We start from the raw sequence: 17,131 nt of genomic DNA, 5'->3' as shown, positions 1-17,131 counted from the left end.
CATGGAAGACACCCGCGTCATCGCCCCAGGCGCCACCCGCGAGGACGACCTGGCCGAGGCCAGCATCCGGCCCAAGCGGCTGGACGACTACCTGGGCCAGCAGCCCGTCCGCGAGCAGCTCAAGATCGCCATCGAGGCCGCCAGGGGCCGGTCCGAGGCGATGGACCACGTGCTCATCTTCGGCCCGCCGGGCCTGGGCAAGACCACGCTCAGCCACGTCATCGCCAACGAGCTGGGCGTGAACCTGCGCCAGACCTCCGGCCCGGTGATCGAGCGCGCCGGCGACCTGGCCGCGCTGCTGACCAACCTGCAGCCGCACGACGTGCTGTTCGTCGACGAGATCCACCGCCTCTCGCCCGTGGTCGAGGAAGTGCTGTACCCGGCGATGGAGGACTTCCAGATCGACATCATGATCGGCGAAGGCCCGGCCGCGCGCTCGATCAAGCTCGACCTGCCGCCCTTCACGCTCATCGGCGCCACCACCCGCGCCGGCCTGCTCACCGCGCCGCTGCGCGACCGCTTCGGCATCGTCCAGCGCCTGGAGTTCTACTCACCCGAGGAGCTGACCCGCATCGTGCGCCGCAGCGCCGAGATCCTGGGCATCGAGTGCGCGCCCGAGGGCGCCGGCGAGATCGCCCGGCGCTCGCGCGGCACCCCGCGCATCGCCAACCGCCTGCTGCGCCGCGTGCGCGACTACGCCCAGGTGCGCGCCGGCGGCGTGATCACCCGCGAGGTGGCCGACCAGGCCATGGCCATGCTCAAGGTCGACGCCGAGGGCTTCGACCAGCTCGACCGGCGCATGCTGCAGATGATCATCGAGAACTTCGACGGCGGCCCGGTCGGCGTCGAGTCCCTGGCCGCGGCCCTGAGCGAAGAGCGCGGCACCCTCGAGGACGTCATCGAGCCCTACCTGATCCAGCAGGGCTACCTGGTGCGCTCGGCCCGCGGCCGGATGGCCACCCACAAGGCCTACACCCACCTGGGCCTCAAGGCCCCCCGCAAGACCGCGCAGCCCGACGACCTGTTCGAAGCCCCATGAAGCCGGCGTTCAGCTTCCCGATAAGGGTCTATTGGGAGGATACCGATGCCGGCGGGGTGGTCTACCACGCCAGCTACCTGCGCTTCCTGGAACGCGCCCGCACCGAATGGCTCCGCGCCCTCGGGGCCGGGCAGCAGGAACTGCGGGAGCGCGACGACATCGTCCTGGTGGTGCGCGGCATGAGCCTGGAATTCCACAAGCCGGCCCGGCTGGACGATGTGCTGCAGGCCAGCGTCACCCTGCTCGAGCGCAGGCGCGCCAGCCTGCAGTTCGCGCAATCGATCACGCGGGGCGACGAGGTGCTGGTGGAAGCGAAGGTCCGCGCCGCTTGCCTGGTCGCCTCGAGCTTCAAACCGCGCGCGCTGCCCCCGTGGCTGTTCGCGGACAACCCCTGACCGGAGTCGACTTGATGCCTTCCGCCCTTGCCCTGATCCTCGCCGCCGCCCCGGTGACCGAGCTGCCGCCGGAAACGGCCGTGGCCGCCGTCGAGGCCGCCGCCAGCAGCGGAGAGCTCAACTACCTGCAGCTGATGCTGCACGCCAGCCTGCCGGTGCAGCTGATCGTGCTGCTGATGCTGGCCGGCTCGCTGCTGAGCTGGGTGATCATCTTCCGCAAGAACCGCGTGTTCTCGCAGGCCAACCAGGAAGCCGACGACTTCGAGGACCGCTTCTGGTCCGGCGCCGACCTGACCCAGCTCTACCGCGCCGCCACCGACCGCAACCGCGTGGTTTCGGGCCTGGAGGCGATCTTCGAGGCCGGCTTCCGCGAGTACGCCCGCCTGCGCCAGAAGAAGGGCGTGGACGGCCGCACCCAGCTCGAGGGTGCCCAGCGCGCCATGCGCGCCACCTTCGCCCGCGAGGTCGACCGCCTCGAGCACAACCTCGAACTGCTGGCCAACATCGGCTCCACCGCGCCCTACGTCGGCCTGGTCGGCACCGTGTTCGGCATCATGGTGACCATGCACGGCCTGTCCACCACGGAAAGCGCCAGCATCGCCGCCGTCGCCCCGGGCATCTCCGAGGCGCTGTTCGCCACCGCCATCGGCCTGTTCGTGGCCATCCCGGCGGTCTGGGCCTACAACCGCTTCGCCACCCGGGTCGAGCGCCTGAGCGTGCGTTACGAAACCTTCGCCGAGGAGTTCTCCTCGATCCTGCAGCGCCAGTCCCACGTCGAGGAGTGAGCGGGCCAACCCCGTTCCCCCCGACCCGACGTTGAGAGCAGACGCCATGTCCGCCACCATCACCCGCCGCCACAAGCGCAAGCTCAAGGCCGACATCAACGTCGTGCCCTACATCGACGTGATGTTGGTGCTGCTGATCATCTTCATGGTCACCGCGCCGCTGCTCAGCCTCGGCGTGGACGTCGAACTGCCGCAGGCGCGCGCGAAGCAGATCGAACAGAAGAAGGATCCGGTGGTCGTCACCGTCGACGCCAGCGGGGCCTACCGGCTCAAGCTCGAGTCGGCCGACGCCGAGCCGGTGGACGCGGCCACGCTGCAGGCCAAGGTGGCCGCCTTCGTGCGCCAGAACCCGGAGGTGCCGGTGTTCGTCGCCGGCGCCCGCGACGCCGAATACGCCCTGGTGTTCGACACGATGGTGCTGCTGCAGCAGTCCGGCGTGCCGCGCGTGGGCCTGATGGGGCAGCCGCCGCAAAATGCACGCTGAGGCCCTCCGCCAGCACGGAGCGGACGAGGACCTGGGCGGGCCGGTGCTGATGGCGCTGGCCCTGCACTTGGGCATCGCGCTGTTGCTGCTGGTCGCCGGCTGGCTGCAGCCGGCGCCCAAGCAGATCTCGGTGGCCGGCCCGGTGCTCGACGCGATGCTGGTGGTCTCGGCTTCCGACATCGCGGCGGCCGAGCAGACCGCCGAGGCGGCGCCCAAGCCCGCCGAGCGCGCCGAGCTCGAGGCGGCGCCGCCGCCGCAACCGCTGCCCGCCCCGCGTCCCCAGGACGCGCCGCGCGAGGCCCAGCCGGCCCCGCAGGCGCCAATCCCGAAGCCCGACACCCGCGAGGCCGAGGCCGCCGCGCGGCTGGCCCTCGAGCAGGAGCAGGCGCGCGAGCGCGAGGAGCAGGAGGCGCGCAAGCGCCAGGAACAGATCGACCTGACCGAGCGCAAGCGCCAGGAAGAGGTCGAGGAGCGCCAGCGCCTGCGCCGGCAGGAGCTCGCGCAGCTGCAGGCCGAGCGCCAGGCCGCCGAGCGCCGCGCCAAGCTCGAGGAGGCGCGCCTGCGCCAGCTCGCCGACCGCCAGGCCACGCCGGCCCCGGCGGCCCAGCCCAGCCAGGCGCCGGCCCAGGTGTCCGGCGGCAACAACGGCACCGACACCGACCTGGCCGCGCGCTACGCGCTGGCCATGCTGCAGACCGCGCACACCAACTGGAACCGCACCCTGGCCCCGGAGGCCACCCGCTGTCAGGTGGAGTTCACCCAGATCCCCGGCGGAGAGGTTATTGATGTGGCATTCCTGCGTTGCCCCTTTGATGTCCAGGGCCGTGAATCGGTCGAGCGTGCGCTGCGGCGCGCGCCGATGCCCTACGAAGAGTTCAAGTCCGTGTTCCGCCGCAAAGTCCAGTTGACGTTCTGCTACCCCGAAGAGGCCTGCAAATGAGTCGTTTGATCACCTTCCTGGCGCTCGCGCTGCTGCTTCCCTTCGGTCAGGCCCGCGCCCAGGCGCTGGACATCGGCCTGGTGACGGGCAACGAAGCCGCGCTTCCGATCGCCGTGGTGCCGATGCCCTACCTGGGCACCTCCGTGGCGCCCGACACCGACATCGCCGCGGTCATCCGCGCCGACCTCAACCGTTCGGGCCAGTTCCGCGCGCTGGCCGAACAGGACGTGATCGAGAAGCCCATCCGCGGCAGCGAGATCAAGTTCCCCACCTGGCGCGTGCTGCGCCAGGACTTCGTGGTGGTCGGCCGCGTGCTCGACAACCCGGACGGCGGCTACCGGGTCGAGTACGAGCTGTGGGACGTGGCCAAGCAGGAGCGCATGCTTGGCCTGGCCGTCGGCGGCCGCGCCCGCGGCATGCGCGACGTGGCGCACCAGATCGCCGACCAGGTCTACGAGAAGATCCTCGGCGTGCGCGGCGCCTTCTGGACCCGCATCGCCTACGTCACCGCCAACGGCGTCGGCGGCAACATCCAGTACGCGCTGATGGTGGCCGATTCCGACGGCCACAACCCGCAGACCGTGGTGCGTTCGCCCGAGCCGCTGCTGTCGCCGGCCTGGAGCCCGGACGGCCGTCGCCTGGCCTATGTCAGCTTCGAGCGTGGCAACTCCACCATCTACATCCAGGAGATCGCCACCGGCGCCCGCGAAGTGGTGGCCAGCTTCCGCGGCATCAACGGCGCACCGGCGTTCTCGCCCGACGGCAGCCGCCTGGCCCTGACCCTGTCCAAGTCCGGCAACCCCGAGATCTACGTGATGGACCTGGCCAGCAAGCAGCTCACCCAGGTCACCCGCCACTGGGGCATCGACACCGAGGCGGTCTGGACCGCCGACGGCAATCACCTGGTCTTCACATCCGACCGGGCCGGCAAGCCCCAGCTCTACCAGGTGCCCGCCGCCGGCGGCGAGGCGACCCGCCTCAGCTTCCAGGGCGACTCCAATGCCAAGGCCAGTATTTCCTTTGACGGCAAGAAGATAGCTATGGCACAGGGCAATGGAAACGTTTATCGTATTGCCGTTCTTGACCGCAGCTTTGGCGGGGCGGGGCGCTGGCAGACGCTGTCGCCGGGCAACCTCGACGAGTCGCCTAGCTTTGCCCCCAACGCCAGCATGCTGCTGTACGCCACGAAGGAAGCATCGCGTGGCGTGCTGTACGCCGTGTCGGCTGACGGTCGTGTAAGGCAGCGTTTGGTTTTGGCCGATGGTGACGTCCGGGAGCCCGCCTGGTCACCGTACCGGCAGCGGTAACAGCAGGACGGGCCACCAGCCAAAAATAATCAGCAACACCACTGCATCCGAAACCCACTAGAGGCTCAAGCCATGAACACCACCACCCGCGTGCTGCTCGCCGCTTCGATCTGCGTCGCCCTCGCTGCCTGCACCAAGAAGGTGAAGGAAGAAGAGCGTCCGGTCGACACCACCCCGGTCACCACCGCCCCGGTTTCCGACGGCCGCTACACCCCGGCCGACCTGGACACCGACGCCTGCCTGCGCCAGCGCACCGTGTACTTCGACTTCGACCAGGACACCCTGCGTCCGGAGTTCCAGGCCATCATGGCCTGCCACGCCAAGTACCTGTCCGACCGTCCGGAGTCGCGCGTGACCCTCGAGGGCAACGCCGACGAGCGCGGCACCCGCGAGTACAACCTGGGTCTCGGCGAGCGCCGCGGCAACGCCGTCTCCGGCGCCCTGCAGGGTGCGGGTGGTTCGGCCGGCCAGATCACCGTGGTCTCCTACGGTGAAGAGCGTCCGACCTGCACCGAGTCGAACGAGTCCTGCTGGCAGCAGAACCGTCGCGTCGAAATCGTCTACACCGCCAAGTAATCGGCGATGGGACGCCAGCGCATCCTTTGCGTTGTGACCGTGGTGGCCGCCCTCGTGGCGGCCACCCCGGCCTTTGGCCAGCGCCTGAGCCTGGCCGAGCGCGTCACCCTGCTCGAGAACAAGGCCAACGTCGAGAACCAGACGGCGGGCCAGGCCAACCTCGAGATGCAGAACCGCGTGATGCAGCTGCAGTCCGAAGTGCAGTCGCTGCGCAACCAGGTCGAGACGCTGACCTACGAGCTCGAGCAGCTGCGCCAGCGCAACCGCGACCAGTACGTCGACATCGACAGCCGCCTCGCCCGCCTTGAAGGTGGCGAGCCCGCCGCCGCCGAGCCGTCCACCCCCGCATCCCCCGCCAGTGCGCCGGCTCCTGCCGTCGCGCCCGCGAACCCGCCCGCGTCGCCGTCCGCCGACGCGCCCGCCGCCGATCCGGCCGGCGAGGAAGCCGCCTATCAGGCGGCGCTGGACATGCTGATCAACGACTTCGAGGCCGACCGCTCGGCCCGGATGTTCCAGGCCTTCATCCGCGACTATCCGCAGAGCGGCCTGGTGCCCAACGCCTGGTACTGGCTGGGCGAGAGTTACTACGTCACCCAGAACTACGCCCTGGCGGTCGAGGCCTTCCAGACGCTGCTGGCCGGCTATGCCGGTTCGCGCAAGGAAGCCGACGCCCTGCTCAAGCTCGGCTACTGCCAGCTGGCGCTGGGCGAGCGCGCCGCCGGCGAGGCCAGCCTGCGCGAGGTGCCGGTGCGTTTCCCGGGCACCGACGCGGCCGCCAAGGCCGAGGCCCGCCTGCGCACGCTCGCGCTCGAAAACCGCTGAGCCCGGCCGCGTGCCGGACACCGCCATGGATACCCCGGCCGCCGACCGCCTGCGCCTGACCGAAATCTTCCTGTCCGTGCAGGGCGAGTCGCGCTCGGTCGGCTGGCCCACGGTGTTCGTGCGCCTCACCGGCTGCCCGCTGCGCTGCCAGTACTGCGACACGGCCTATGCCTTCCATGGCGGCGAGTGGTGGGAGATCGACGCGATCCTGGCCGAGGTGGCCAGACACGGCGCCCGCCACGTCTGCGTCACCGGCGGCGAGCCACTGGCGCAGAAGCGCTGCCTTGCGCTGCTGGAAAAGCTCTGCGACGCCGGCTACGAGGTGTCGCTGGAAACCTCCGGTGCGCTCGACATCTCCGGCGTGGATCCGCGGGTCAGCCGCGTGGTCGACCTCAAGACGCCGGGCTCGAAGGAAATGCAGCGCAACCGGCTCGAGAACATCGCCCTGCTCACGCCGCGCGACCAGCTGAAGTTCGTCATCTGCGACCGCGCCGATTACGAGTGGGCCAGGGCGATGGTGGCCGAACACCAGCTGGCGAACCGCTGCGAGGTGCTGTTCTCGCCCAGCCAGGGCCAGCTCGAGCCCCGCCAGCTCGCCGAGTGGCTGCTGGCCGACAAACTCCCCGTGCGCTTCCAGCTCCAGCTCCACAAGGTGCTCTGGGGCGACGTCGCCGGGAAATAGTTTTATGGCTCCTATGAACCCTCAAGCAAAGCGTGCGGTGGTGCTGGTGTCCGGGGGCATGGACTCGGCGGTGGTGCTGGCCATTGCCCGGGAGCAGGGCTTCGCCTGCCATGCGCTCAGCGTCTCCTACGGCCAGCGCCACACCTCCGAACTGGCGGCGGCGGCCGAGCTCGCCGCCTCGGTCGGCGCCGAGCACAAGCTGGTCACCGTGGACCTGCGCAGCATCGGCGGCTCGGCGCTCACCGACGACATCGACGTGCCCGAGGCCGGTGGCGCCGGCATCCCGGTCACCTACGTGCCGGCGCGCAACACCATCATGCTTTCGATCGCCCTGGGCTGGGCCGAAGTGCTGGGCGCCGACGACCTGTTCTGCGGCGTCAACGCGGTCGACTACAGCGGTTATCCCGACTGCCGGCCCGAGTTCATCGAAGCCTTCCAGCGCCTGGCCAACGTGGCCACCAAGGCCGGCGTCGAGGGCCACGCCCTGAAGGTGCACGCGCCGCTGCTGCGGATGTCCAAGGCCGACATCGCCCGCGAGGGCGCCCGGCTCGGCGTGGATTTCTCGCGCACGGTCTCGTGCTACCAGGCCGACGAACAAGGCCGCGCCTGCGGCCGCTGCGACGCCTGCCGGCTGCGCGCCGAGGGCTTCGTCGCCGCCGGCCTGGCCGACCCCACGCGCTACGCGCCGCGCGTCTGATGCGGTAAACTGCGCGCCCTGCAAGTACAGGTCACGGTGGGCCGTTAGCTCAGTCGGTAGAGCAGCTGGCTTTTAACTAGTTGGTCGTTGGTTCGAATCCAACACGGCCCACCACTTGGACAAGGGACGGGTGCAATTTCCAGAGGAAATTGCACCCGTCCCTTTTTTGTCAGAAGCGGTAGCCGAGGGTGAAGCTGCCGTAGACCGGCGCCTCGGGCTGGCCGGCGAATTCGCGGCTGCGGCGGTAGTGGCCGTAGGCCAGGCGCCAGCGGCCGTGGGTCAGCACCACGCCCAGGCCGGCTTCGGCGACGAAGTCGCGGCGATCCACCGAGTGGCTGCCGCCGTGCCCGTCGAGGGTGATGTCGCGGGCGATGCCGCGGCCCTCGAGGCTGGCGAACACGTGCCACTGCCATGCGGCCACCGGTGCACGCGTACCCGGTGCGCTGCCGTCGGCGCCGGCGTGCATCGGGTTGGAGCCGAAGTCATCGGGCAGCCCGCGCCCGAGCCGCCATTCCACGCCACCGTGTCCCTGGATGCGGGCGTTGCCGGCCGTGGCGCCGAGGTAGTGGATGCGGTCGGACTCCAGGCCGAACCAGCCGTTCGCGGCGGCGCGCCGCCACAGGCGGTCGTGCGAGAACTGCACCAGCGGCAGGTCGCCGACCTGGTTGTCCCAGCCCTTGAAGCGCTCGCGCCCGAACAGGTGGTGCAGCGCGTCCTGGGCCATCTCGCCCTGGGCCGAAGGGCCGACCATGCCCAGCTGCAGGCGCGTCACCGCCAGCTGGTCGCCGTCGCGCACCTGCTGGGCCAGGCCCAGGAGCATGGTGGACGCGTAGGGGCGGTCGTCGGGGTCGATGTCGGCACGCAGGCCATCGCGCGGGGTGTAGAGGGCATGGTGGAAATCGAGCACCAGGTTGCGCTGGTCGCCGCGGCCCCAGCGCAGCCAGCCGGTGGCGCGGTCGAGCCAGGCGATGCCGGCCGGCAGGCAGCCCGGGTCGCTTTCGAGCGTGGGCGAGATCCAGGCCGCGTAGGCGCCGGCCGAATAGTTCTCGTCCTGGCCGGCCTGGCCGTAGACATCGTTGTCCGAGCGCAAAAGCACGCGGCCGTCGTCGCCGCAGCTGGCCTGGGCGAGGGGTGCGATGGCCAGTAGGGTGGCGGCAAGCAGGGCGTGGCGGGTCATGGGGCGTGGGTCTCGTGGAAGGCCAGTAGTTTAAGGGACAGGTGCAATTTCCAAAGGAAATTGCACCTGTCCCTTCCGCGGAAAATGTACCCGTCCCCGGTGTTGGCGCCCGGTGTTGGCGTTCAGGCCGCCTCGGCCTCGCGCAGCACCGCCAGCACCTGCTCGCCATAGCGCTCGAGCTTGGCCGCGCCGACGCCGCCTACCCGGGCGAGCTCATCCAGGCTGGCCGGGCGCTGCTCGGCGATGGCGCGCAGGGTGGCGTCCTGGAAGATCATGTAGGGCGGCAGGGACAGTTCGCGCGCCAGCTGGGTGCGCAGCTGGCGCAGGGCCTCGAACACCGGCTGGTCGGCGGCCGACAGCGCCACCGCCGGCGTCGCCGCGGCGGGGCCGGACGCAGCCCCGCGTCCGCGGCCGCGGACGCGCTCGCGCCTGCGCACGACCTCTTCGCGCAGCGACACCGGCCTCTCGCCGCGCAGCACGGCGCGGCTGTCGGGGGTGAGCCGCAGGCTGCCGTGGCCCTCGATGTCCACCTCCAGCAGGCCCAGCGCCACCAGCTGGCGGAACACGCCCTTCCACTGCCGTGCGTCGAGCTCGGTGCCGATGCCGTAGGTGCTCAGCTGGTCGTGGCCGAGCTGGCGGATGCGGTCGGTGTCGGCGCCGCGCAGCACGTCCACCAGGTGGGTGACGCCGAAGCGCTGGCCGGTGCGGTAGACGCAGCTCAGGGCCTTCTGCGCGGCGACGGTGCCGTCCCAGGTGCGCGGCGGGTCCAGACAGTTGTCGCAGTTGCCGCAGTTGCCCGCGTGCTGTTCGCCGAAGGCCGCCAGCAGCAGCTGGCGCCGGCAGCCGGTCGATTCACAGTAGCCCAGCAGGGCGTCGAGCTTGCGCCGCTCCACCCATTGCCGTTCTTCCGGCGCGCCGGACTGGGCGATCATCTGCCCGAGCGTCACCACGTCGCCCAGGCCGTAGCAGAGCCAGGCCTCGGCGGGGTCGCCGTCGCGGCCGGCGCGGCCGGTTTCCTGGTAATAGCCTTCGACCGACTTGGGCAGGTCCAGGTGCGCGACGAAGCGCACGTCGGGCTTGTCGATGCCCATGCCGAAGGCGATGGTGGCCACCATCACCACGCCCTCGCCGCGGATGAAGCGGCGCTGGTTCGCGGCGCGCACGCCGGCGTCGAGGCCGGCGTGGTAGGGCAGGGCCTCGATGCCGTGCGAGGCGAGGTAGTCGGCGGTTTCCTCCACCTTGCGCCGCGACAGGCAGTAGACGATGCCGGCCTGGCCGCGGTGGTCGCCGAGGAAGTCGAGCAACTGCCGGCGCGCATCGTCCTTGAGCACCACCCGGTAGCGGATGTTGGGCCGGTCGAAGGAGGTGACGAACCAGGGCGCGTCCTGCAGGCCCAGGCGCTCGGCGATCTCGCGCCGGGTGGGGTGGTCGGCGGTGGCGGTGAGGGCGATGCGCGGCACCGCCGGCCAGCGCGCGTGCAGCACGTCGAGCTGGCGGTATTCCGGGCGGAAATCGTGGCCCCACTGCGAGACGCAGTGCGCCTCGTCGATGGCGAACAGGGCGATGCGGCTGCGGTCGAGCAGGGACAGGAAGCGATCGGTGAGCAGGCGCTCGGGCGCCACGTAGAGCAGGTCGAGTTCGCCGGCCAGCAGCTGCGACTCCACCCGCGAGGCCTCCTCGCCGGACAGGGCCGAGTTCAGGCAGGCGGCGCGCACGCCCAGCTGGCGCAGGGCCTCGACCTGGTCCTGCATGAGCGCGATCAGCGGCGAGATGACGATGCCGGTGCCCTCGCGCAGCATCGACGGCACCTGGTAGCACAGCGACTTGCCGGCGCCCGTGGGCATCAGCACCAGGCAGTCGCCGCCGGCGACCAGCTGACTGACCACGGCGGCCTGTTCGCCGCGGAAGTCGGCGTGGCCGAAGACGCGGCGCAGCAGGTCGAGGGCAGGGGAGTGCATGGCGGCATTTTAGCCGCTGCGCAGGGGCCGCAGGACGGATTCCTTCACGTTAGCTACACTCGCACCCGGGGTTGCGAGCCCGCCCCGTCCCACCCAGAAAAAGGACCGACATGAAAAAGCTCCGTACCCCCCTTATCGCGGCCGCCGTGCTGGTGCTGGCCGCGTGCTCCGGCGGCAACCAGCCGGGCGACACGATCATCAACATGCAGGCCGAGGTTTGCCGCAGCGGCGACCCGAGCGTGATGCAGAAGTACGTCAGCAAGAAGTCGCAGCCGGCCGTCGGCATGATCTCGGCGGTGATGGCCGAGCCCGAGAAGGCCGAGCAGATGAAGACCCAGATCAAGGCCGAGTGCGAGAACGCCAAGCCGATCGAGATCCTCGAGACCAAGATCGACGGCGACCGCGCCACCGTCCGCTACACCAACCCGGAAGGCAAGGAAGAGACCGACACGCTGATCAAGGAAGACGGCGAGTGGAAGCTGGACTTCAACCTCGACAAGTAATCCGATGCGCCTGACCAGGCTCGCCGCGGCCGCCCTGCTGGCGATCACCATCGCCGGCCCGGCGGCCACGCGCGTGCCGTCGGGAGCCCCGGCCGGGACGCAGGCGCTGCTCGAGGTGATGCCGCTCGCACGGTTCGAGGCCGGGCTGCGGGACGCCGACCTGGTGTTCCGCCGCGGCAACGGCCTGTGGAGCGGCTACTTCGCCGGCGTTTCCGGCGGCGAAGGTTATTTCAGCCACGTCGGCGTGCTGGTGCGGGAGGCCGACGGCTGGCACGTGGTGCATACCGAGGCCGACGACCGCACCGGCATCGGCGGGGTGCGCTCGGACCGCCTCGGCGATTTCCTCGCCGAGGCCCGGGGCGTGGCCGTGGTCCGCCCTCAGCTGAGCGAGGCCCAGCTGGCCGCGGCAGTGCGCCTGGCGGCCGAGCCGCGCTGGCGCGACATTCCCTTCGACGCGAGCTTCCGGCTCGACGATGGCGGCGCGGCGATGTACTGCACCGAGTGGGTCCAGGCCCTGGTGCTGGCGGCCACCGGCGAAGACATCGCCCGGCCGCGCAGCCGTTTCGGCAGCCGCGAGATCATCAGCGTGGACGACCTGCGGCTGAGCGCACGGGTGGAACCGGTGTTCGAACACCGGCTCGACCCGCACTGAGCCTCACTCGAGCAGCGAGCGCAGCATCCAGGCGTTCTTCTCGTGCACCTGCAGCCGCTGGGTGGCGAGATCCGCGCTCGGGTCGTCGCCGGCCGCGTCGGCCACCTTGATCACCTTGCGGGCGGTGCGGCACACGGCCTCGTTGCCGGTGACCAGCTGGCGCACCATGGCCTTCCAGTCCAGCCCGTCCGGCGACTGCTCTTCCTTGATCGAGGAGAGCCTGACGAACTCGGCGTAGGAGCCCGGCGCGGTGAAGCCCAGGGCGCGGATGCGTTCGGCGATCTCGTCGAGTGCGGTCCACTCCTCGGTGTACTGGGTCATGAACATGTTGTGCAGGGTGTTGAACATCGGCCCCGTCACGTTCCAGTGGAAGTTGTGGGTCTTGAGGTAGAGCGTGTAGCTGTCGGCCAGGAACGCGCTCAGGCCGTCGGCGATCCTGCGGCGGTCCTTCTCGGACAGGCCGATGTCGATCTGCGGCGCGCCGCGGTCGGCGGCGGGGGTCTTCTTGGTCTTCGATGCCATGGTGGACTCCTCGTTGACGTACCCGGCCATCTTACGCCAGCCCGTGCGGCCATCGGATGAATGCCTTCGGAAGTTAGAATGGCGTTATATGCCCGAAAAACCGGCCCAAATTCCCTCCTTCCCCGACGACGCCGTGCTCAGCCGCGACCGCGGCCGGCTGCTGCGCCTGCTCGGCGCGGCCCGCAAGGCGCCGGCCGACGCCGGCAAGCGCGAGGCCTACGAGTCCGCGCTCGCGGCGTCGATGGCCGCGCGCGCCGCGCGCGCCGGGCGGCTGCCGGTGCCTTCGTTCGACGACAGCCTGCCGGTGGCGCGCGAGGCCGACACGCTCGTCGAGCTCATCCGCAGGCACCCGGTGGTGGTGGTGGCCGGCGAGACCGGCTCGGGCAAGACCACCCAGCTGCCCAAGCTCTGCCTGGCGGCGGGCCGCGGGGCGGCCGGGCTGATCGGCTGCACCCAGCCGCGGCGCATCGCCGCGCGCGCGGTGGCCCGGCGCGTGGCCGAGGAGCTGCAGACCCCGCTGGGTGGCCTGGTGGGCTACCAGGTGCGCTTCACCGAGAACGTCGGCGAGGACACCGCGATCAAGTTCATGACCGACGGCATCCTGCTGGCCGAGATCCAGTCCGACCGCTGGCTGTCGAAGTACGACACGATCATCGTCGACGAGGCGCACGAGCGCAGCCTCAACATCGACTTCCTGCTTGGCTACCTCAAGCAGCTGGTCGCGCGCCGGCCCGACCTCAAGCTCGTCATCACCTCGGCCACCATCGACACCGAGCGCTTCGCCCGGCACTTCGGCAACGCGCCGGTGGTGAACGTCGAGGGCCGTGGCTTCCCCGTCGAGGTTCGCTACTTCACCCCGGGAAGGGGACAGGTGCATTTTCCCGCAGGTGACAACGGCAAGGCGAAAGGCCAGGGGGAAAATGCACCTGTCCCCGATGCCGAGCTGCCGCTGGCGGAGGCGATCGTGGCGGCGGCCGACGAGATCACCCGGCTCGACCCGCAGGGCGACATCCTGGTGTTCCTGCCCGGCGAGCGCGAGATCCGCGACGCGCACGCCGCGCTCAACCGCCGCAAGTACCGCGCCACCGAGGTGATCCCGCTGTATGCGCGCCTGTCGGTGCGCGACCAGGACAAGGTGTTCAACCCGGGCCCGGGCCGGCGCATCGTGCTGGCCACCAACGTCGCCGAAACCTCGCTGACGGTGCCGCGCATCCGCTACGTCATCGATCCGGGCCTGGCGCGCGTGAAGCGCTACAGCCCGCGCGGCAAGCTCGACCGCCTGCACATCGAACCGATCAGCCAGGCCAGCGCCGACCAGCGCAAGGGTCGCTGCGGACGCATCGCCGCGGGCGTGTGCTACCGCCTCTACGCCGAGGACGACTTCGCGGCGAGGCCGCGCTACACCGATCCTGAAATCCTTCGCGCCTCGCTGGCCGGCGTCATCCTGCGCATGCTCTCGCTGGGCCTGGGCCGGGTGGAGGACTTTCCCTTCATCGACCCGCCCGACCCGCGCGCCGTCGCCGACGGCTGGCAGACGCTGGGCGAACTGGGCGCGGTGGACGGCGAGCGCAGCCTCACGCCGACCGGGCGCGAGATGGCGCGCCTGCCGGTCGACCCCAAGCTATCGCGCATGCTCGTGGCCGCGCGCGGCCACGGCGTGCTGCCCGAGGTGCTGGTGGTGGCCAGCTTCCTGGGCATCCAGGACCCGCGCGAGCGCCCCGCCGACGCGCGCGAGAAGGCCGACAACGCCCACGCGGAGTTCGCCGATCCGAACTCGGAGTTCGTCGGCATCCTCAAGCTCTGGGAGGCCTACCGCGTCGCCCACGAGGACCTGACCCAGTCGAAGCTGCGCACCTGGTGCGAGAAGCGCTTCCTGTCCTTCCTGCGCATGCGCGAATGGCGCGAGCTGCACCGCCAGCTGCTGCTGGCCTGCGAGGAGATGGGCTGGGAAGGGGGTCAGGTACATTTTTCCGGGGGAACGGGCAGGCTTCCCGACGATCGTTCCCGGAAAAATGCACCTGACCCCGTTTCGCGGGACCCCGCCTACCGCAACCTGCACCGCGCGCTCATCGCCGGCCTGCCCAGCCAGGTCGGCCACCGCACCGAAAAGGGCGTGTACGACGCCCCGCGCCAGCGCAAGTTCCAGCTCTTCCCCGGCAGCGCGCTGGCCAAACAGCCGCCGCCGTGGGTGCTGGTGGCGACGCTGCTCGACACCCAGAAGGTCTGGGGCCTGATGGCGGCGAAGATCGAGCCCGACTGGGTCATCGCCGAACTGCCGCACCTGCTGGCGCGCAAGCACTTCGACCCGCACTGGTCGCGCAGCCAGGGGCGCGTGATCGGCAGCGAGCAGATCAGCCTGTTCGGCCTCGTTCTGGCGCCGAAAAAGCCCGTGCACTACGGCGGCCTGTACCCGGCCGAGGCGCGCGAGCTGTTCGTGCGCCAGGGCCTGGTGCCCGGCGAGGTGGACTGTCGCGCCGCCTTCCTCAAGCGCAACCTTGCCACGCTGGAGAAGGCGCGCGAGGAGGAGGCCAAGCTGCGCCGCGCCGGCCTGGTGGCCGACGAGGACTGGCAGGCGCGCTGGTACCTCGACCGCCTGCCGTCCGAGCTCAACTCCGTCGCCGGCCTCGACAGCTGGTACGGCAAGCTGCCGGCGGAACAAAAGCGCACGCTGGAATGGCCGCTGGCCGAACTGCTGCCGGGCGAGGGCAGCGAGGCCGAGCGCTTCCCGAAGTATTTCGCGCTCGGCGATGCGCGCCTGGCGCTGCACTACCGCTTCGAGCCGGGCCACGCCGAGGATGGCGTGACGCTCGACGTGCCCCTGCACCTGCTGATGGCGCTCGATGCATCGCGCCTGGGCTGGCTGGTGCCCGGGCTGGTCGAGGAGAAGGCGACCGCGCTGATCCGCGGCCTGCCCAAGGCCCTGCGCCGCAACTACGTGCCGGCGCCGGACTTCGCCCGCGCCTTCGTCCAGGCCCACCCGCGCCCCGAGGCCGACGCCCTGCCGGGCGCGCTGGCGCGCTTCCTCACCAAGGCCACGGGCGCGCCGGTAACGGTGCTGGATTTCGACGAGGCCGCGCTCGAGCCGCACCTGCGCATGAACCTGCGCCTGGCCGAGCGCGATGGCCGCGCCCTGGCCATGGGCCGCGACCTGGCGGCCCTGCGCGCCCGCTTCGGCGAGCGCGCCGAAGCCGCCTTCGCCGAACGCGCCGGCGAATCCCTGGCCCGCGAGGGCCTGACCCGTTTCCCCGCCCAGCCCGTGCCCGAACAGGTGCCCGGCGCCGCCGGCGTGCCGGCCTTTCCGGCGCTGGTGGACCAGGGCGATTCGGTCGCGCTGAGCGTTTTCGCCGACCGCGCCGAGGCCGCGCGCGAACACGCCGGCGGTGTGCGCCGGCTGCTGGTGCTGGCCCTGGCCGACAAGCTGCGGCAGGCGCGCAAGCAGCTGCCGGTGACGCCCAAGCTGGCGCTGCTGTACGCGGCCATCGAAGGATTCCAGCAGCAGCCGGGCCAGGGCCCGGCGCACGAGCAGCTGCGTGCCGACCTGGCCGAGGCGGCCCTTTCGGCGGTCACCGAAGGCGAACTGGGCGACGTGCGCGATGCCGCGGCCTTCGAGGCCCGGGCGCAGGACGCCGGGCGCCGGCTGTTCCCGGAGGCCATGCAGCGGCTGCAGCTGGCCGAGCAGATCCTGGGGCTGGTTGCGCAGATCAAGCCGCGCCTGGAATCACCGCTGCTGGGCTGGGCCCGCGGCAACCTCGACGACCTCAAGTCGCAGCTGGCGGCGCTGGTGCCGCCCGGGTTCCTGCACGAAACGCCGGCCGGGCTGCTGGCCGAATACCCGCGCTACCTCAAGGCCCTGCAGCTGCGCGCCGAACGCGCCCTGCGCGACCCGGTGCGCGACCAGGCGCGCATGCTCGAGCTCAAGCCCTTCACCGACGCGCTGGCGGCCGCGCGCGCCGCCGGCCGGGCCGGTGAACCGGCCTGGCAGGCGCTGCGCTGGGATCTGGAGGAGCTGCGCGTGTCGATGTTCGCGCAGGAGCTGGGCACCCGCCGCCAGGTTTCGGCCAAGCGGCTGGCGCGGCAGCTGCAGTCGCTTACTTGATGCGCTTGACCTTGGCGCGGGTGTTGTAGCCGACCACGCGCAGGGACCAGGAATTGAACGCACCCGGCTCGATCACGACTTCCGGGTTGACCAGGTTGACCGACAGGCGGGTGGCGGAGTCGGTGACCTGCCAGACCTGGCCGTTGTCGAGCGTGAAGCGGTCTCCGGCGCCCTTCCAGCCGCTGAACTGGCCGGAGATCGAGCTGATGATCTCGCCCTGCGGGCCGCTGCGGCCGGAGAAGCCGCGGTTGTCGACTTCCGCCGGCGTGGCCGCAGGCAGCGACGAGGCGACCTGCTCGGTTTCCCTGGCGATGAACGCGTTGAGCCGCGCCAGTTCCTCCGGGCTGAGCTTGTCCAGGCCGGCGGCCTTGAACTGCTCCTCGGTCATGCGCTCTTCGAGCGACGAGAACTGCTGGGCGGACGCGGCCCCCGCCACGAGGGCGGCCAGGGCGAAGGAGAGCAAGTGCATTCGGCGCATGGTGGTTTCCGTACTGGT

General features: G+C 70.7%; 17 protein-coding genes and 1 tRNA gene. 14 read left to right on the top strand and 4 right to left on the bottom strand.

All coding sequences use genetic code 11. The features are described from left to right. Position 1: 1 nt before the first annotated feature. The 11 genes from ruvB to C6N40_RS02085 all read left to right on the top strand — a co-directional run bounded on the left by ruvB (position 2) and on the right by C6N40_RS02085 (position 7,841). The gene (gene ruvB / locus C6N40_RS02135) at positions 2 to 1,039 is read left to right on the top strand and encodes a Holliday junction branch migration DNA helicase RuvB (protein WP_106989348.1); all 1,038 of its coding nucleotides are present in this window, start codon (positions 2 to 4) and stop codon (positions 1,037 to 1,039) included. Next, complete coding sequence (gene ybgC, locus C6N40_RS02130; RefSeq protein WP_106989347.1) at positions 1,036 to 1,434, top strand: tol-pal system-associated acyl-CoA thioesterase; 399 nt, start codon at positions 1,036 to 1,038, stop codon at positions 1,432 to 1,434. Before ruvB ends, ybgC begins: the two co-directional genes overlap by 4 nt. 14 nt (positions 1,435 to 1,448) lie before the next feature. Then, positions 1,449 to 2,219, top strand: a complete 771-nt coding sequence (gene tolQ / locus C6N40_RS02125; protein ID WP_106989346.1) for a protein TolQ — start codon at positions 1,449 to 1,451, stop codon at positions 2,217 to 2,219. A 46-nt stretch (positions 2,220 to 2,265) separates the two neighbouring features. Beyond that, positions 2,266 to 2,703 carry a protein TolR gene (tolR, locus tag C6N40_RS02120; RefSeq protein ID WP_106989345.1) on the top strand — a complete coding sequence of 146 codons (438 nt, stop codon included), beginning with the start codon at positions 2,266 to 2,268 and terminating at the stop codon, positions 2,701 to 2,703. Beyond that, the gene (locus C6N40_RS02115; protein WP_106989344.1) at positions 2,693 to 3,643 is read left to right on the top strand and encodes a protein TolA; all 951 of its coding nucleotides are present in this window, start codon (positions 2,693 to 2,695) and stop codon (positions 3,641 to 3,643) included. The genes tolR and C6N40_RS02115 overlap by 11 nt, the downstream gene beginning before the upstream one ends. Further along, complete coding sequence (gene tolB, locus C6N40_RS02110; RefSeq protein ID WP_106989343.1) at positions 3,640 to 4,950, top strand: Tol-Pal system beta propeller repeat protein TolB; 1,311 nt, start codon at positions 3,640 to 3,642, stop codon at positions 4,948 to 4,950. Before C6N40_RS02115 ends, tolB begins: the two co-directional genes overlap by 4 nt. Before the next feature lie 72 nt (positions 4,951 to 5,022). Further along, on the top strand, positions 5,023 to 5,526 hold the full coding sequence (gene pal, locus C6N40_RS02105) for a peptidoglycan-associated lipoprotein Pal (protein ID WP_106989342.1): 504 nt from the start codon (positions 5,023 to 5,025) through the stop codon (positions 5,524 to 5,526). A gap of 39 nt (positions 5,527 to 5,565) precedes the next feature. Then, the gene (gene ybgF / locus C6N40_RS02100) at positions 5,566 to 6,348 is read left to right on the top strand and encodes a tol-pal system protein YbgF (protein ID WP_240183418.1); all 783 of its coding nucleotides are present in this window, start codon (positions 5,566 to 5,568) and stop codon (positions 6,346 to 6,348) included. Positions 6,349 to 6,373: 25 nt separating this feature from the next. Next, complete coding sequence (queE, locus tag C6N40_RS02095; RefSeq protein ID WP_106989472.1) at positions 6,374 to 7,030, top strand: 7-carboxy-7-deazaguanine synthase QueE; 657 nt, start codon at positions 6,374 to 6,376, stop codon at positions 7,028 to 7,030. A 13-nt stretch (positions 7,031 to 7,043) separates the two neighbouring features. After that, positions 7,044 to 7,727 (top strand): 7-cyano-7-deazaguanine synthase QueC, encoded by a 684-nt coding sequence (gene queC / locus C6N40_RS02090; RefSeq protein ID WP_106989340.1) that lies wholly within the window; start codon positions 7,044 to 7,046, stop codon positions 7,725 to 7,727. A gap of 38 nt (positions 7,728 to 7,765) precedes the next feature. Next, a tRNA-Lys gene (locus C6N40_RS02085) sits at positions 7,766 to 7,841 on the top strand. A gap of 55 nt (positions 7,842 to 7,896) precedes the next feature. On the opposite strand, the gene C6N40_RS02080 is transcribed toward C6N40_RS02085, so the two are convergent. Together C6N40_RS02080 and recQ are read right to left on the bottom strand one after the other, a co-directional pair. Then, entirely contained in the window at positions 7,897 to 8,904 is a 1,008-nt protein-coding gene (locus C6N40_RS02080) for a lipid A deacylase LpxR family protein (RefSeq protein ID WP_106989339.1), read from the bottom strand. A 122-nt stretch (positions 8,905 to 9,026) separates the two neighbouring features. After that, on the bottom strand, positions 9,027 to 10,862 hold the full coding sequence (gene recQ, locus C6N40_RS02075; protein WP_106989338.1) for a DNA helicase RecQ: 1,836 nt from the start codon (positions 10,860 to 10,862) through the stop codon (positions 9,027 to 9,029). Between the two features lie 110 nt (positions 10,863 to 10,972). Between recQ and C6N40_RS02070 the strand changes: the two genes are divergently transcribed. Both C6N40_RS02070 and C6N40_RS02065 read left to right on the top strand, forming a co-directional pair. Next, positions 10,973 to 11,365 carry a DUF4878 domain-containing protein gene (locus C6N40_RS02070; RefSeq protein WP_106989337.1) on the top strand — a complete coding sequence of 131 codons (393 nt, stop codon included), beginning with the start codon at positions 10,973 to 10,975 and terminating at the stop codon, positions 11,363 to 11,365. A 4-nt stretch (positions 11,366 to 11,369) separates the two neighbouring features. After that, the gene (locus tag C6N40_RS02065) at positions 11,370 to 12,017 is read left to right on the top strand and encodes a YiiX/YebB-like N1pC/P60 family cysteine hydrolase (RefSeq protein WP_106989336.1); all 648 of its coding nucleotides are present in this window, start codon (positions 11,370 to 11,372) and stop codon (positions 12,015 to 12,017) included. Positions 12,018 to 12,020: 3 nt separating this feature from the next. Here C6N40_RS02065 and C6N40_RS02060 read toward each other — a convergent pair whose 3' ends face one another. Continuing rightward, a complete protein-coding gene (locus C6N40_RS02060; protein WP_205208520.1) occupies positions 12,021 to 12,539 on the bottom strand; it encodes a Dps family protein in 519 nt (172 codons plus the stop codon). A gap of 88 nt (positions 12,540 to 12,627) precedes the next feature. Between C6N40_RS02060 and hrpA the strand changes: the two genes are divergently transcribed. After that, the gene (gene hrpA, locus C6N40_RS02055; RefSeq protein ID WP_106989334.1) at positions 12,628 to 16,635 is read left to right on the top strand and encodes an ATP-dependent RNA helicase HrpA; all 4,008 of its coding nucleotides are present in this window, start codon (positions 12,628 to 12,630) and stop codon (positions 16,633 to 16,635) included. Here hrpA and C6N40_RS02050 read toward each other — a convergent pair. Continuing rightward, the gene (locus C6N40_RS02050) at positions 16,628 to 17,113 is read right to left on the bottom strand and encodes a hypothetical protein (RefSeq protein ID WP_240183417.1); all 486 of its coding nucleotides are present in this window, start codon (positions 17,111 to 17,113) and stop codon (positions 16,628 to 16,630) included. The genes hrpA and C6N40_RS02050 overlap by 8 nt on opposite strands. Between the last annotated feature and the right edge of the window lie 18 nt (positions 17,114 to 17,131).

This window comes from Arenimonas caeni (assembly GCF_003024235.1).
Taxonomy (GTDB): domain Bacteria; phylum Pseudomonadota; class Gammaproteobacteria; order Xanthomonadales; family Xanthomonadaceae; genus Arenimonas; species Arenimonas caeni.
Note: the sequence above shows the minus strand (reverse complement) of the source record. Positions and strands in the feature narration are given on the sequence as shown.

Coding starts and splice junctions, on each gene's coding strand:
- ruvB (WP_106989348.1), top strand. CDS start 2: ATGGAAGACACCCGCGTCATCGCCCCAGGCGCCACCCGCGAGGACGAC.
- ybgC (WP_106989347.1), top strand. CDS start 1,036: ATGAAGCCGGCGTTCAGCTTCCCGATAAGGGTCTATTGGGAGGATACC.
- tolQ (WP_106989346.1), top strand. CDS start 1,449: ATGCCTTCCGCCCTTGCCCTGATCCTCGCCGCCGCCCCGGTGACCGAG.
- tolR (WP_106989345.1), top strand. CDS start 2,266: ATGTCCGCCACCATCACCCGCCGCCACAAGCGCAAGCTCAAGGCCGAC.
- C6N40_RS02115 (WP_106989344.1), top strand. CDS start 2,693: ATGCACGCTGAGGCCCTCCGCCAGCACGGAGCGGACGAGGACCTGGGC.
- tolB (WP_106989343.1), top strand. CDS start 3,640: ATGAGTCGTTTGATCACCTTCCTGGCGCTCGCGCTGCTGCTTCCCTTC.
- pal (WP_106989342.1), top strand. CDS start 5,023: ATGAACACCACCACCCGCGTGCTGCTCGCCGCTTCGATCTGCGTCGCC.
- queE (WP_106989472.1), top strand. CDS start 6,374: ATGGATACCCCGGCCGCCGACCGCCTGCGCCTGACCGAAATCTTCCTG.
- queC (WP_106989340.1), top strand. CDS start 7,044: ATGAACCCTCAAGCAAAGCGTGCGGTGGTGCTGGTGTCCGGGGGCATG.
- C6N40_RS02080 (WP_106989339.1), bottom strand. CDS start 8,904: ATGACCCGCCACGCCCTGCTTGCCGCCACCCTACTGGCCATCGCACCC.
- recQ (WP_106989338.1), bottom strand. CDS start 10,862: ATGCACTCCCCTGCCCTCGACCTGCTGCGCCGCGTCTTCGGCCACGCC.
- C6N40_RS02070 (WP_106989337.1), top strand. CDS start 10,973: ATGAAAAAGCTCCGTACCCCCCTTATCGCGGCCGCCGTGCTGGTGCTG.
- C6N40_RS02065 (WP_106989336.1), top strand. CDS start 11,370: ATGCGCCTGACCAGGCTCGCCGCGGCCGCCCTGCTGGCGATCACCATC.
- C6N40_RS02060 (WP_205208520.1), bottom strand. CDS start 12,539: ATGGCATCGAAGACCAAGAAGACCCCCGCCGCCGACCGCGGCGCGCCG.
- hrpA (WP_106989334.1), top strand. CDS start 12,628: ATGCCCGAAAAACCGGCCCAAATTCCCTCCTTCCCCGACGACGCCGTG.
- C6N40_RS02050 (WP_240183417.1), bottom strand. CDS start 17,113: ATGCGCCGAATGCACTTGCTCTCCTTCGCCCTGGCCGCCCTCGTGGCG.